This window comes from Pseudomonas fragariae (ex Marin et al. 2024), from assembly GCF_059621105.1.
This window is the reverse complement of sequence record NZ_CM184369.1, coordinates 3,423,502-3,436,843: the sequence shown is the minus strand read 5'-3', so window position 1 is coordinate 3,436,843 and position 13,342 is coordinate 3,423,502. Positions and strand designations below refer to the sequence as shown.

Here is a 13,342-nt window from a genome sequence, read left to right as displayed (position 1 = left end):
CTTTTGAATAATCGCCAGGCTTAAACGTTTTACCCTTACGCACAGTGCGGCCATTTATGGGTTCGCACTGTGGTTTTGATCCTTCATGAACAGGAGTTCTCATGAAACCCTCCCAGCCGAAGTACGCCTACGCCTTGTTGCTGCTGGTCACTTCACTCAGCATTCAGACACCGGCTCTGGCCCGTATGGCATCTTCTGCAACCACCGACAACACGTCCCGGCTTGCAGTGGTCAAACCGGTCAGCAACTGTGCTGCACTAAGCAGCGTGGAACTCAGTGATATCGGCGGGCAGGGCAGTCGTGTGCTGGCGGCCAGTGAATCGACGCGTGACGGTGTTGCGGTGTGTGCCGTAGAAGCCCGGCTGGCGCCGGAGATCAACTTCAGGCTCGAGCTGCCAACCGGCACCTGGGAGCAGCGCTATCTGCAAGTCGGCTGCGGCGGATTGTGTGGCAACGTCAACTCGACCGTGCGCGCCGCTGATGGCTGCACATCCCTGAGTGCTGGCGGATTCGCGGTGGCTTCAACCGACATGGGCCATCGGGCGGCAGACGAGCATTTTGGCGACGACCCGCAAAAGCGTGCCGATTTCGCCCATCGTGGTGTGCACCTCACTGCGCTGGCCTCGAAGAAACTGATCGCCGCGTTCTATGGCCGCAAAGCAGAATACGCCTACTTCAGTGGCTGCTCGGACGGCGGCCGCGAGGCGTTGATCGAAGCACAGCGATACCCTGACGATTTCGACGGCATCATTGCCGGAGCCCCGGCGCTCAACTTTCAAGTGCAGAAAACCCTGTATCACGGCTGGATGGCGCGCTCCAACCGCGGCGCGGACGGCAAGCCGATTCTGCTCGCTTCACGATTGCCGTTGTTGCACAAGGCCGTACTCGACCAATGCGATCTGCTGGACGGGCAGATCGATGGCCTCATAGCGGATCCGCGTATCTGCCACTTCGACCCCGCGGCGTTGCAATGCAAGGCATCTGCCGACCCCGCCACGTGCCTGAGCGCAGCGGAGGTGGCCACGGTCAGACGCTTTTACGAAGGCCCGAAAGACGCCGCCAGTGGCGAGCGGCTGACCCTGGGCGGCCCGCAGCCGGGCTCGGAACTGGCCTGGGCTGGCGTGTTCGTGCCGGTCAGCGCCGATCAGACGGTGTACAGCGAAAAGGCCGCGCTGGAGGCCATTCGCAATGTCGTGTTCGAGAAGAACCCGCCTGCAAGTTTCGATTTGAATGCGCTGGACTTCGACAAAAAAACCTTTGACCAACTGCGCCCGCTGCATGCGCTGTACGACGCTACCAACCCTGATCTTTCGCCATTCGCCAACCGCGGCGGCAAGCTGATCCTCTGGCACGGCTGGGCTGACCCGAACGTCTCACCGCTCAACACCCTGGCGTATCACGAGGCGCTTGAAGCCGAGATGGGCAAGACCCGCACCGAGGCGTTCTCGAGGCTGTACATGCTGCCCGGCGTCTATCACTGCGGCGGCGGGGAAGGGCCAAGCCTGGTCGATCTGCTGACACCGGTCATGGCCTGGGTCGAAAAAAGCCGGGCCCCGGATGCCATCGTTGTCAGGCAGGCAGGCCCCGACAAGGCCGGCAACAGGCAGATACCGCTGGCACAGTCGCTGCCGGCGTCCATGGTCAAGGAAAACGTGGGCAATCGCGGACGCACCCGCAAGGTCTTCCCGTACCCGTTCATGGCCGAGTACGACCACAAGGGCTACGCGAAAAACGCAAACAGCTACCAGCGCGCCCAGCCGCTGACTACGGAAAAAACACCGCAATGGATGGGCAGCGCGTTCTTCAAACCCTATACGCCCCTGGAACGTCAGGCGCAGTAACGATTGCACGGGTACAGCGTAGGCGAATTATTTTCTCCTCGTTCTTGACATGGCATGCGAACCAGTACAGAATTGCGTCCATTCCTGAGCGAGGAATTGAAAAAAACCCTTTAGATTCAATGGGTTGGAAGCCAAAGAAATACAGGTTTCCCGCGAAATCAAAATACGTTTGATGTTCAAGTGAAGCATCTTTCGTTTGAGGCCGAGTAGCAAAATGGTTATGCAGCGGATTGCAAATCCGCCTACGCCGGTTCGATTCCGACCTCGGCCTCCACTATTCAAAGCCCCGCAGATTAACGTCTGCGGGGTTTTTTATTGGGCGCTGAAAAGTGAGGAGTTCCGAAATCTCCTCATGTTGAAGGCTGCGCAACGGCCCTGACCCTGCGCTGTACGCACTTCGTTATCTCCTGGCTGAAGTGGCCCGCCGGTATCAAGGCTTTATCTTGCGTCCAGCCATATGGTGCAGATAGGCCATCAGCATCTGCAAGTCTGCATCCGGCAAAACCGCTTCCGAAAACGCCGGCATCTTCGCCTGCGGCCACTGACGCAAATCCTGAGGGTTGCGAATGTAGAGCTTGAGGAAGTCCATTCCCAGATACTCGGTCGGGTTGTAGGGAATATTCAGATCAGGCCCAAACTGTGCGTCCCCCGCGCCGTTCAAACGATGACAAGCCAGACAGTTTTTCTGAAATAGCGCGAACCCTTGATTGACCGGATCATCAATCTTGAGCGCAGGATCCGGCAACAGAGCAGGGAAGCGCTCGGCAACGGGAGTCATACGCTTGATGCTGGCCACTTCAAATGGCCATTGCTCCGGGCTGATATTACCAGCCTGAGGGTCCGTCCATACCAGGTAGAAAGGCCCTGCACTGGGCTTGTCAGCGGCCAAAGGGGGCCACGGATGGGCAGGGTCTTCAATCGCCAGCCAGGCCCGTGCGCCTTTATCGTTGAGTAAGGGTGCAGCGGCCAGCTCTGCGGCAAACCCGTCCAGAGCGACTGCCTGCAGGTGGTCGCCGGGCTTGACTCCTGTCAGCAGCGCAGTCAGAGGCACGGCGCGATAGACCATGTCCTTCTTGTAAGCAACATCATTTTTAACGGTAATGACTTGCAGTTGAGGATGGGTAAGCAAATCTTCCGTTTGCCAGGTGCGACTGTTCTGCCCCAACTGCAGGTCCAGTTGAGCCGCGGACACCGGCCCGCTCAGCAACAGAGCTCCGACTAAAATAAGTGCTTTCAAAGGATCTCGCTCCTTATCGTGAACGGCGAGAAGTCTGGCACGACCACACGGACGTGAAAAGCGGGCTTGCTCATTTTGAAGGCTATGCGAAGCCTGAACGGGGCTCTTTGTTCGCATTCTGCCCGTGGCCATAGCAAGGGTAATTCGCTCGGGTATTACCCCTGCCGTGCGATCGTTATCCGCTGAAACTGGCTTGATAGGCGATTGAAAGCTGGCGTGAGTTGCTGGAGTGGTCTATTAATTTTATGTGTGTTTTAACGAGGGCTCAGCCTTGGTCGGTAGAATTTCTGATTCTGAACTTCATGAAATGCGGATTCGCAAGTTGCAGAACGACATCGCTGATTCAGAGCGCCTCGGGATGACTGTGAAATTCATGCACCTGTCCGCCCTGACGCCCACCAGTCGGGAGCAGCATATCGAACGACATGGCGAGTTGTTCACGGGGCAGCAGATGCTCGATTGGTGGGCAGAGGGGGATAACCGCGTGCGCTGTCGATGCGCATGCACCCCGGTACTTCTGGACAGGCAGGGCAAGCCAATGACGCCTGACCTGATCGCGAATGCCAAGCAGGCGCTGAAGGCCTTCAAGCTTTCCTGAGCTTTCGTTGATGCTTTACGCAATGGACGAGTGGGGTACCCGTGTACTTTGCTCTTGTCGGGGAGTGGAGCGCGAGGGGTTCCAAAACCTGGCTCAGCCGCTATTTAAAGCGGCTTGCGTTGATGTAGCCGTATTGGTTTTGCTGGTAAATCGTGTAGGGCAGGAGCAACGTATCCGCGATGCCTGATAAGCCCATGTCCAGTAAAACCCACTCAGGCGCATTGGTCTTCTGATAAGCGCTACTCTGTTTGGGCTCGGCGTTCAGTTCACAGAAGTCGAGCATGACCCCGCTGTAAACGCGCGGAATGGAGGAGCAATTTGATTTCCAGTCAGTGAGCTTTTCACCTGCGACGGAATCGGGTCTAAACGTGGTGTTGATTGTTCCGCACCCCGTCAAGGCAAGTGCCAGCAGTAGCATGCCATGGGTTTTTCGATGAAACCTGCCTGACGGTTTTTGCTCTACGAAACTTGGCTTCATAACAACGTTCCCTGTATTTTCAATGCGTTTAGGACGGCGGTTCAGGCGCATGAGGCACATACGTTGTAATGCCGCGTGAACGGTGCACAGTTCTTCCTTGCAGATGCCCTGGAAACAGACAGCACGATTATTGCTTGGCATGGCTACCCAGCCTGTCAGGCTCAATCGAGGTAAGTCCCATGAGCAAACCCCTTGTCCGCTGGCCGATCGATCCGCTCAGAACGGCGGTCATCGTTGTAGACATGCAAAAGGTATTTTGTGAGCCCAGCGGGGCGTTGTACGTAAAAAGTACTGCGGACATCGTCCAGCCTATCCAGATGCTGCTGCAAACCGCACGGTCTGCTCGGGTGATGGTGGTTTATCTTCGCCATATCGTGCGCGGCGATGGTTCTGATACCGGGCGCATGCGTGATCTTTATCCGAATGTGGACCAGATACTGGCACGGCATGATCCGGACGTTGAGGTCATCGAAGCACTCGCGCCTCGGCCAGGTGACGTGATTGTCGACAAGCTGTTTTACAGCGGCTTCCATAACACGGACCTGGACACCGTGCTGCGTGCGCGGGATGTCGACACGATTATCGTCTGCGGTACGGTCACCAATGTGTGTTGTGAAACCACGATCAGAGACGGCGTGCATCGTGAGTACAAAGTCATCGCGCTGAGCGACGCCAATGCTGCGATGGACTACCCGGACGTCGGGTTCGGTGCTGTTTCAGCTGAAGAAGTTCAGCGAATATCCCTGACGACGATTGCCTATGAGTTCGGTGAAGTAACGACGACCGCCGACGTCATCCAGCGTATTGCAAGCGCCTGAAAACAGCGGGGCGAATGTGCGCAATCCTGGCCCGTTTTGTCAGACCTGTGCATTCAAACCATGCGTTCTGTTTCAGACCGTTTGATCCGGCTTTAACCGTCGAAACAGCTAACTGCTTGTATGAACGATGAATTCTTCCAGTGGCATGCTTTCTGCTCCTGCCTCGCTGACCTTCACCCTTGTCGGTGAGCCTTTCCAGCAGCGTTTCAGCGAGAGGAAACAGCCGTATGACTCTGCACTATGTGCCCATTATCAACCTGGCCCCCTACTTTTCAGAAGACCCGGACGGCAAGGCTGCCGTAGCCAGGGCAGTCAATCAGGCGTGTAGGGATATCGGGTTTCTGGTCATCACCGAGCACCAGATTCCCGGAGAACTTATCGACAGTGTCTCGCGTTTGACCCGGCAATTTTTTGATTTGCCGCTGGCGGAAAAGCGCAAGGTTGATCGGCCCAGCCCGGAAATGGTGCGTGGTTACAGCGCGGTGGCCGAGGAGAGCCTTTCCTATTCTCTGGAGGAAAGTGCGCCGGGGGATCTCAAGGAGTCTTTCTCCATCGGGCCGAGCGATGTGCCGGATGAAGATTATTATCACAATGCCCAGGCCGGGTCGCACTTCGCACCGAATGTCTGGCCTGCGCAAGACCTGCTGCCCGGATTCAAGGAGGCTTACCAGGCCTATTTCGATGCCATGAGCGAATTGGCTCAATCGTTGATGCGCCTGTTTGCCCTGGCATTGGAACTGGATGAGTGTTTTTTCGATGACAAGATCGACCGGCATATCAGTATGTTCCGCAGCCTGAGTTATCCGGATATCAAGACTGAAGTCGAGGCTGGCCAGTTACGCGCCAGTGCGCATACCGACTACGGCAGTCTGACTATAGTTCGCCCTGATAACGCGCTGGGCGGCTTGCAAGTACGTAATCGTCAGGGCGAGTGGGTCGATGTGCCGTATGTCGAGAATGGTTTTGTGGTCAACATTGGCGACCTGATGATGCAGTGGACCAACGACCAGTGGATTTCCACGCTGCACCGAGTGGTCAATCCACCGATGACCAGCGAGCAGGACAACCGCCGACAGTCTCTGGTGTTCTTCCACCAACCGAACTACGACACGTTGATTAAATGCCTGCCAGGTTGCCTGCAGCCTGGCGCCACGCCTCGGCATGCGCCGGTTACATCAGGCGATCATTTGCTGTCCAAGTTCGTCAAGCAGACCACTTTTGGCGGCAGCAAGGTGGCCTGACATGAGCACACTTTCATACGTCAACGTGTTCGCGCAGGACATCGTCCGCCTGAGCACCTTCTACTCGAACCTGTTCGGCTTTCGCGAAATCGAGGCCATCAGGTCACCGATCTTTCGCGGACTGGACACCGGCAAGTCCTGTATTGGTTTCAACGCACTGGATGCGTACGAGCTGCTTGGCCTGGAGGCGTTTGCAGGCAGCACGGGGTGCAGGTTCTTGCTCAACATCGACGTGTCCGACCAGGCCGAGGTGGACCGACTGGTGCCGCTGGCGGTGGCGCAGGGCGCAACACTGGTCAAGGAACCGTACTTGACCTATTACAACTGGTATCAGGCCGTGCTGCTGGACCCCGAGCAGAATGTCTTTCGCATTAACGTGATGCGCTGAAAAGTTGCTGTCGAGCATGGAGTGGAGAGGGGGCTGGCGCGGCCAGACAGGCTCCTCTGTTTCAGACATTTATCGAAAAATCTACTGGCTGAACTGCTAGCTATCCCGTCCGTGAAAGCAGGTCTTCAATTGTGCAACAGGCAAGGCATGCCTGATTCAATAATTGAGGATATGGACATGAATGAATCTGCTAGCGCACAACCCAGACACGGTATGGTAACCAGTCCCGAATCCCGTGGTTCTTATGCCATATCCAAAGGGCTGTTGCTGGAGTGGGAGGTGGTCGCTATGGAAGGAGGCAAAAACTTTCCAGACGAGACATTTGGTCTTGCGCACGACTTCCCTGGCGTCGATGAGCCTATTAATCTCGATCCGCCTGCGTCAGCGCCGCCGCTTGCCAACCCGCCACCAGACGGACTCATACTGAGCGGGGGGCAAGATGATCGGCGTAAATGCTTGAACCTGACGGATGTCGGGATCATTGAGGAAATAACGCAAAAAGGTCATGGTGCGGCTGAAAAGTGGCCTCGGTTGAGCGTTGCGGGTGGAGACGAGTTTGAAGTTAGATGGGCGTACCATGCCGTACATGTCACACGCGGCTACCGGTGGTTTATTACCAAAGACGGCTGGGATGAAAGCAAACCCATTACGCGGGAAGCCTTCCAGGGAAAGAACTACGTCAGTGATAACCACTTCAAAGCGGACGGTCAAGACGGATTGATGTGGAGCGATATCTCGCCGTTGAGTCCTTTTGATAAACACCGGGATGAGCTTCAGCCCGCAGAGATTACAAAAGCAACATTACCCAGCGATAAACACGGACATCATGTCATTCTTCTTGCCTGGATCGTCGCCGAAACCGATAAAGCGTTTTATCAGGCGTTTGATGTCGATTTTGATGTGCCCGTGTCTGGAAAATGAGGCGGTAGATGTGAAGGGCAGGGTGCAAGCGTCCAGCGAAGCGTTGCCCATGCTTGTTCTGCATAAGGAATAGATGATCAGAAAGCCCGGCTTCAGCGCCGGGCTTTTTTGTGCAAGCCAGGCCTGAGTATCGCCTACTGACTTGCGTACGTAGCCGATCACTGGCTCAAGAGTTCTTTGCGCACGATGTCTGCCCCCGCACTTAACGCGCGCAGCTTGCCGCTGGCGACATGACGAGGGAGGGGGGCCATTCCGCAGTTTGTGCACGGATAGAGTTTGTCGGCATCGACGAATTGAAGCGCTCTCCTCAGCGTGTTGGCGACTTCCTCAGGCGTTTCAATGGTATGGCTTGCCACATCAATGGCCCCTACCATCACTTTCTTGCCTCGGATGAGTTCCAGCAGATCCATAGGGACGCGCGAGTTGTGACATTCCAATGAGATGATGTCGATGCTGGAATTCTGCAGTCTGGGAAAGGCCTCTTCGTACTGCCGCCATTCCGAACCCAGCGTTTTTTTCCAGTCGGTATTCGCCTTGATGCCGTAGCCATAGCAAATATGCACGGCCGTTTCACATTTAAGCCCTTCAACTGCCCTTTCCAAGGTGGCGACGCCCCAGTCGTTCACCTCATCAAAAAACACGTTGAATGCAGGCTCATCAAACTGAATGATATCAACCCCGGCAGCCTCAAGTTCTTTGGCCTCTTGGTTGAGAATTTTGGCAAACTCCCAAGCCAGTTTTTCACGATTTCTGTAATGAGCATCGTAGAGGGTGTCAATCATCGTCATTGGCCCGGGCAAGGCCCACTTGATAGGCTGCCTGGTTTGCTGGCGTAGAAATTTTGCGTCTTCAACAAAAACCGGCGCTCGGCGAGCGACAGCGCCCACGACCGTTGGCACGCTCGCATCGTAGCGGTCACGAATTCTAACGGTCTCGCGCTGTTCAAAATCGACGCCGTCGAGATGCTCAATAAATGTAGTTACAAAATGCTGGCGCGTTTGTTCACCGTCGCTGACGATATCAATATTGGCCAGTTGTTGTTCTTGCAGCGACAAACGTAACGCATCCTGCTTGCCTTCAACCAGTGCTTCGCCTTGCAATTTCCAAGGTGACCAGAGCGTCTCAGGTTGTGCAAGCCAGGAAGGTTTAGGCAAACTGCCAGCGGTAGAGGTAGGCAACAGCTTTTTCATAAAAATAGCCTTGGTTTAGATGATCAAAGGGCGTCGCTAGCGGACCACTGATCCAGAACGGTCTGGTAAGGTTTGATAAAGTGCTCTTCAGCGAACTTTCCTTGCTCGATAGCCAGCTGACTGCGTTCCTCGCGGTCATACACAATGCGAGTCAGTGAGTAATCTTGATTTTGCAAGCTGGGCTGGTAGAGTTTTCCTGCCGTTGAGTTCGCGTTATAGATCTCAGGTCGATAAATTTTCTGAAAAGTGTCCATCGTGCTGATGGTGCTAATAAGCTCCAGAGGGGTGTAGTCACCAAGCAAGTCGTTTGAAAAATAGAAAGCCAAAGGCGCAACGCTGTTCGGGGGCATGAAATAGCGAACCTTTAATCCCATCTTCCTGAAGTACTCATCCGTCAACGAGTATTCGTCCTGCTGGTACTCGAACCCTAATACCGGATGCTGATTCCCGGTCCGGTGGTAGGTCCTGGCGCTCGATACACTCAGGCAGATAACAGGTGGCTTGTCGAAATGTGCTTTGTAGCTACTTGAATTGACGAAGCATTTGTAGAGTTTTCCGTGCAAGTCTCCGAAGTTTTCTGGCGTGCTGAGCCCGGACTGACTCTTATTGTGCTGCAGCAATCGCACACTGAAATCATAGTCTCGCACATAAGAGGAAAAATTATTTCCTGCCATTCCATTAATACGCTCATCGGTTTTTCGATCAATGATCGTGGTTTTTAAAATCTCAATTAACGGAATAGCAGGGTGATTGCCTTCAGTATCGATATTCATTTCCGCAGAGACAATATTCAGCTCCACCGTATAACGATCCCCTTTGGGGTTGTCCCAGTGCACCAACGCATTGAAGCGATTGTCGATCATCGTCAACGTATTACGCAAATTCTGCTGGCGACTTTCCCCCCTGGCCAGGTTCGCAAAATTCGTCGTGACTCGTGTCGTGTCTGAGGGTGAATAATTCTCATCAAAACGAGTGAACTTGACAGAAAATGTGAATTCTTTTTTCATCTTGGCTTGGCATCCTTTCTTATGAGGCAACACCCGAACAGGCTTCTTACCCCTTCAGCTATGACCGATGTCTGTCTCTTCAATCAGCGACCATTATTCTGTTGAGGGTGAAGAGCTGTAGGAATTTTAGGCCGGTTGCCTACATGAACAAAAACGAATTTATTTCAATAAATCATTAGTCACGCTCATGATTGACCTAAGGGTAGGCAGGTCTCTGGAAGGGGGGCCATCCACGGTAATATCTGGTCGGACACAACGATGATTTTCAGAATCATCAATGACCGGGTCTACTCCATGCACGAGCAGTACCTGGGCAGACTCAAGTACGGCATGGCAATTACAGACAGGGGAGAGCTGATCTTTACGAACATGTAGGGCGGTGTGATTTGTCATGCCAGCCGAGCGGCATGCCGTCGTCCCGCATCAGGTGAGGCGGAAGGTCTTCACGCAGACACATGGGCATGGTTCCTGGCACGCCGCAGAAATGGCAGCCTACAGGACCACCATGGCAAATAGAGTGCAGGACCGGGAAACCGCTATTGCAACGAATGGCTGCGGCGTCGTACTCGACGCAGGGGATTCTTTCAGGCATGACAGGTCTCCGCCTGCCGATCACCGGCAGGCTGTAAATGTTTTATTGGGAGAGTGGACATGCTTAACGTTTCGAGCTGGATTTTGTATTTATACCGCTCGTCAGAGCCCGAGCACGATCAAGGAGATGGCTAGTCGATTGATAGCCAATAATTAAAATGGATCTTTATGAACACCAATTATTTCGATACAACCAATGCACATGATTTAGTGGGCGAGCTCGACAAGGCCACTGAAATAATGATGGCCCTGCATGTGGGGCAGGTGGGTGGTGAGCAGTGGAGAGATGCATGCTCGCGTCAGCAAAGCGCCTTTCGGGAATGGCGTCAATATCTCTACCGGAAAGCTGATGAGAAACCGCCAGCGCGGTTGCTTAGCATAGGCTGACGTCGTTGACGCAGGCTTGTTCTAGTGCTTGGCAGCCTGTCATCGCGTCACCGGCTTGAACTCAACTACCCAGACCCATGGGTTGGCGTTCCATGAATCGGCACTGTTGATGGCCGACCAAAGGCAATCGAAGAGCTGCGCAGCGGTCAGCGTCTCATCGAGGTCTGGTGCTGAACGCAGGAAGTTGACGCCCTCTGCCTGCCCTTCGCTGATGTCCTGCAGACGCTCAACCCGCACATCATTGATCTCCAGCAGGATGCGGCTGACCCTGCGCGGCATGTGAATGGATGGCCGAGTTTTCCCTGGCGTGATCATCGAGCATCCGTTTTGCCTCGAGGCTCCATCCGCCGGGTACTGGATCGGTTCACCATGGCTCAGCTCTCGCGGCGCGATCGCATTCACCTGAGCATCATCCTGCCAAGCCTCTCGTACCATTGGGAGGAGGCTAATTCTCGGCATCAGAAGGCCTATCTAGCTTGGCACGGGTTCATCAGTCCAGTTCGCTGCGATCTCAAATCGGATGATGTCATACCCCCACCTCATTTAATTCAAGGTTGTAATATTTCTCTGTTGACGCGTTTAAGGTTTTTGAAGCCTAGTGCGTTTAGCTTATATAAGTGTAAGGGCGCACACTGTTCTCTGAGTTAGGTTCCAGCTACTTAGGCCGGAACCTATTCTTGACTTATTAGCAGAGACGCATGGATAGCGACTATGCACATGGATAGACTATCATCAGGTGCGTATAACATGCGCGCACTCTGATCAGTTATTATTCAGAGTTTAAACTTATTAACCAGCAATCCAAATGAGGCAGCCAGTCGGGAGAGCTCGGCACTTGAAGCATTGGTCTGATGTGCGCCAGTTGCGGTCTGAGTAGAGATATCTTGAATGTTGACCAAGTTTCGATCCACCTCACGAGCTACGTGAGCTTGCTCTTCGGCAGCACTTGCGATTACGAGATTTTTCTCGTTAATCGTTGAAACACCTTCGGTTATTCTGTCTAGCGCGTGGCCTGCCTCAATCGCTTGGTCACGGGTTTCTCCTGCAAGGCTCCTACTGTTATTCATGGCGATCACTGCTTCATCCGCACCGGCACGGATCTGGCTCATCATAGACTCGATGTCTGTAGTTGATGCTTGCGTTCGATGCGCAAGGGCACGTACTTCATCGGCGACTACGGCAAAGCCGCGACCCTGCTCGCCAGCTCTGGCAGCCTCGATTGCGGCATTCAAGGCCAAGAGGTTGGTTTGCTGGGCGATTGACTGAATGACCGCGAGAACTCCGGTTATCTCGTTGACTCTCGTCGCGAGTACCGTGACTTTTTCAGTCGATTGAGAAATCTGCTCTGCCATTGTATTAACCGATCCAACTGCGTTCTTTACTTGGTCACGTCCTTGAATAGCACTACGGCTGGTTTCTTCAGAGGACTCAGAGGCTCCAGACGCGTTACGAGCTACCTCTTCTACGGCGGCTGTCATCTCATTAACCGCCGTAGCGGCTTGCTGAATTTCATCGTTCTGACGTATCAGTGCTTTGGCGCTTTCCTCCGTAACTGCGTTCAGCTCTTCGGACGCAGATGCTAGTTGATCAGCCGCATTAGCGATCTCCTGAATAGTATCTCTTAGGTTAATTTGCATTATGCCCAGTGCTGATTGCAGTGTGCTAATCTCGTCGTTCCCACTTACATCAATTTTTTGAGAAAGGTCGCCGTCGGCCACTTGTTTTGCGGTCCGCAGTGCCCCAAGAAGCGGCCGAGTGATCGAGCGTGTTACCAATAAACCCAGAATAATCGCGGCAATGAATGCGATCACAACACCTACGGCTAATGACCAATAGGCGGTGTTTGAAGTTTTCACGGCTTCTACTGCGGCTTCGTCGCTCTGGCGCTTATTAGAAGCTACTATTATCTTTAGGTCATCGTTTGCTTTTTTGTATTCGGGATCCACTTCTTGCTCGAATAGCCTGGTCGCACTTTCAAGGTCACCTTTCGCCGCTAATTCGATTACTTTAGAGGATGCGTTTATATAAGTTGGCCACGATTTTTCAAACTGGTCACCTGCAATGCGTTCATCGTCTTGCAAAGGAGTTTGCCGATATATTTTGAAAAGTTGCTCCACCTCTTGCTGGTTGTCTGCTAAGGATCTTATAACATCTTCATATTTGGCTTGATCTGCTTTCGCGAATTTGAACAGCAATGCGCGGTGTAAGTCACGGTAATGTGCTATAGCATTTGAACGGGCGTTACTCGTGCTGTATACAGATATAAGGTTGTTGTTTACGATTCCATCTACGCTGTTTTTGAGGCCGGTAATTCCCGTATATCCGATAAAACCGACACCTAGTGTGACAACTGCGCATACTACAAACGCAGAAATTAGCCGTGTTGATAACATAGTGCCGCGTAAGAGATTCATCGTAGTGTAGCCTTCCTTGTTTTCCCTATCCGAACCAGAAGGGTGATGCATCTGTATCGGCCTCCTACTGCCGTTCCCGCAGTAGGGGCGACAAGCGGCGTAATTTTATAAAAGCCGGGCGCCGGATGTTCACTGCTGCTCTCTTTACAGCACTGTCAAGCCACGCACCTGATCAGCACCGCTGGCCAGGAAGCCATTGCGTGGCGCGCGAGTAGCTCGGCGAGCAGTCGC

The 13,342-nt window shown here is 53.7% G+C and carries 12 protein-coding genes, 1 tRNA gene and 2 pseudogenes; 8 read left to right on the top strand and 7 right to left on the bottom strand.

The annotated features are described in order from the left end of the window. Positions 1–101 precede the first annotated feature (101 nt). Both AC54XV_RS14720 and AC54XV_RS14715 read left to right on the top strand, forming a co-directional pair. On the top strand, positions 102–1,841 hold the full coding sequence (locus tag AC54XV_RS14720) for a tannase/feruloyl esterase family alpha/beta hydrolase (protein WP_496716979.1): 1,740 nt from the start codon (positions 102–104) through the stop codon (positions 1,839–1,841). Between the two features lie 200 nt (positions 1,842–2,041). Next, a tRNA-Cys gene (locus tag AC54XV_RS14715) sits at positions 2,042–2,115 on the top strand. Between the two features lie 156 nt (positions 2,116–2,271). Here the strand turns inward: AC54XV_RS14715 and AC54XV_RS14710 are convergent. Continuing rightward, positions 2,272–3,078, bottom strand: coding sequence for a c-type cytochrome (locus AC54XV_RS14710; RefSeq protein ID WP_058398281.1), 807 nt, complete (start codon positions 3,076–3,078; stop codon positions 2,272–2,274). 307 nt (positions 3,079–3,385) lie between these two features. Here AC54XV_RS14710 and AC54XV_RS14705 point away from each other — a divergent pair, with 307 nt between their 5' ends. Next, positions 3,386–3,676, top strand: a complete 291-nt coding sequence (locus AC54XV_RS14705) for a hypothetical protein (protein WP_024659478.1) — start codon at positions 3,386–3,388, stop codon at positions 3,674–3,676. A 100-nt stretch (positions 3,677–3,776) separates the two neighbouring features. On the opposite strand, the gene AC54XV_RS14700 is transcribed toward AC54XV_RS14705, so the two are convergent. Beyond that, on the bottom strand, positions 3,777–4,154 hold the full coding sequence (locus AC54XV_RS14700) for a YceK/YidQ family lipoprotein (protein WP_003400923.1): 378 nt from the start codon (positions 4,152–4,154) through the stop codon (positions 3,777–3,779). 179 nt (positions 4,155–4,333) lie between these two features. On the opposite strand from AC54XV_RS14700, the gene AC54XV_RS14695 reads away from it, so the two are divergent. From AC54XV_RS14695 to AC54XV_RS14680, 4 genes are all read left to right on the top strand, one after another. Beyond that, positions 4,334–4,972 (top strand): isochorismatase family protein, encoded by a 639-nt coding sequence (locus tag AC54XV_RS14695; RefSeq protein ID WP_487212762.1) that lies wholly within the window; start codon positions 4,334–4,336, stop codon positions 4,970–4,972. 227 nt (positions 4,973–5,199) lie between these two features. Next, positions 5,200–6,213 (top strand): isopenicillin N synthase family dioxygenase, encoded by a 1,014-nt coding sequence (locus tag AC54XV_RS14690; RefSeq protein WP_024642731.1) that lies wholly within the window; start codon positions 5,200–5,202, stop codon positions 6,211–6,213. 1 nt (position 6,214) lies between these two features. Then, positions 6,215–6,601 (top strand): VOC family protein, encoded by a 387-nt coding sequence (locus AC54XV_RS14685; RefSeq protein ID WP_103377758.1) that lies wholly within the window; start codon positions 6,215–6,217, stop codon positions 6,599–6,601. 147 nt (positions 6,602–6,748) lie between these two features. Beyond that, positions 6,749–7,522, top strand: coding sequence for a lytic polysaccharide monooxygenase auxiliary activity family 9 protein (locus AC54XV_RS14680; protein ID WP_003400932.1), 774 nt, complete (start codon positions 6,749–6,751; stop codon positions 7,520–7,522). A gap of 158 nt (positions 7,523–7,680) precedes the next feature. Here AC54XV_RS14680 and AC54XV_RS14675 read toward each other — a convergent pair whose 3' ends face one another. Next, positions 7,681–8,712: a methionine synthase gene (locus tag AC54XV_RS14675; protein WP_003400934.1), complete on the bottom strand. Its 1,032-nt coding sequence runs from the start codon at positions 8,710–8,712 to the stop codon at positions 7,681–7,683. 23 nt (positions 8,713–8,735) lie between these two features. Next, complete coding sequence (locus AC54XV_RS14670; RefSeq protein ID WP_104684267.1) at positions 8,736–9,719, bottom strand: DUF1852 domain-containing protein; 984 nt, start codon at positions 9,717–9,719, stop codon at positions 8,736–8,738. 759 nt (positions 9,720–10,478) lie between these two features. Here AC54XV_RS14670 and AC54XV_RS14665 point away from each other — a divergent pair. Beyond that, positions 10,479–10,697, top strand: coding sequence for a hypothetical protein (locus AC54XV_RS14665; protein WP_024638618.1), 219 nt, complete (start codon positions 10,479–10,481; stop codon positions 10,695–10,697). A gap of 39 nt (positions 10,698–10,736) precedes the next feature. On the opposite strand, the pseudogene AC54XV_RS14660 reads toward AC54XV_RS14665, so the two are convergent. The 3 genes and pseudogenes from AC54XV_RS14660 to AC54XV_RS14650 all read right to left on the bottom strand — a co-directional run. Next, positions 10,737–11,129: pseudogene (locus tag AC54XV_RS14660) on the bottom strand (hypothetical protein); the annotation flags it as partial. Positions 11,130–11,470: 341 nt separating this feature from the next. Next, entirely contained in the window at positions 11,471–12,334 is an 864-nt protein-coding gene (locus tag AC54XV_RS14655) for a methyl-accepting chemotaxis protein (RefSeq protein WP_331851766.1), read from the bottom strand. Then, positions 12,326–13,090, bottom strand: a pseudogene (locus tag AC54XV_RS14650) (MCP four helix bundle domain-containing protein); the annotation flags it as partial. The pseudogene AC54XV_RS14650 and the gene AC54XV_RS14655, both read right to left, overlap by 9 nt. Positions 13,091–13,342 lie beyond the last annotated feature (252 nt).

Coding starts and splice junctions, on each gene's coding strand:
- AC54XV_RS14720 (WP_496716979.1), top strand. CDS start 102: ATGAAACCCTCCCAGCCGAAGTACGCCTACGCCTTGTTGCTGCTGGTC.
- AC54XV_RS14705 (WP_024659478.1), top strand. CDS start 3,386: ATGCGGATTCGCAAGTTGCAGAACGACATCGCTGATTCAGAGCGCCTC.
- AC54XV_RS14700 (WP_003400923.1), bottom strand. CDS start 4,154: ATGAAGCCAAGTTTCGTAGAGCAAAAACCGTCAGGCAGGTTTCATCGA.
- AC54XV_RS14695 (WP_487212762.1), top strand. CDS start 4,334: ATGAGCAAACCCCTTGTCCGCTGGCCGATCGATCCGCTCAGAACGGCG.
- AC54XV_RS14690 (WP_024642731.1), top strand. CDS start 5,200: ATGACTCTGCACTATGTGCCCATTATCAACCTGGCCCCCTACTTTTCA.
- AC54XV_RS14685 (WP_103377758.1), top strand. CDS start 6,215: ATGAGCACACTTTCATACGTCAACGTGTTCGCGCAGGACATCGTCCGC.
- AC54XV_RS14680 (WP_003400932.1), top strand. CDS start 6,749: ATGCCTGATTCAATAATTGAGGATATGGACATGAATGAATCTGCTAGC.
- AC54XV_RS14675 (WP_003400934.1), bottom strand. CDS start 8,712: ATGAAAAAGCTGTTGCCTACCTCTACCGCTGGCAGTTTGCCTAAACCT.
- AC54XV_RS14670 (WP_104684267.1), bottom strand. CDS start 9,719: ATGAAAAAAGAATTCACATTTTCTGTCAAGTTCACTCGTTTTGATGAG.
- AC54XV_RS14665 (WP_024638618.1), top strand. CDS start 10,479: ATGAACACCAATTATTTCGATACAACCAATGCACATGATTTAGTGGGC.
- AC54XV_RS14655 (WP_331851766.1), bottom strand. CDS start 12,334: ATGCAAATTAACCTAAGAGATACTATTCAGGAGATCGCTAATGCGGCT.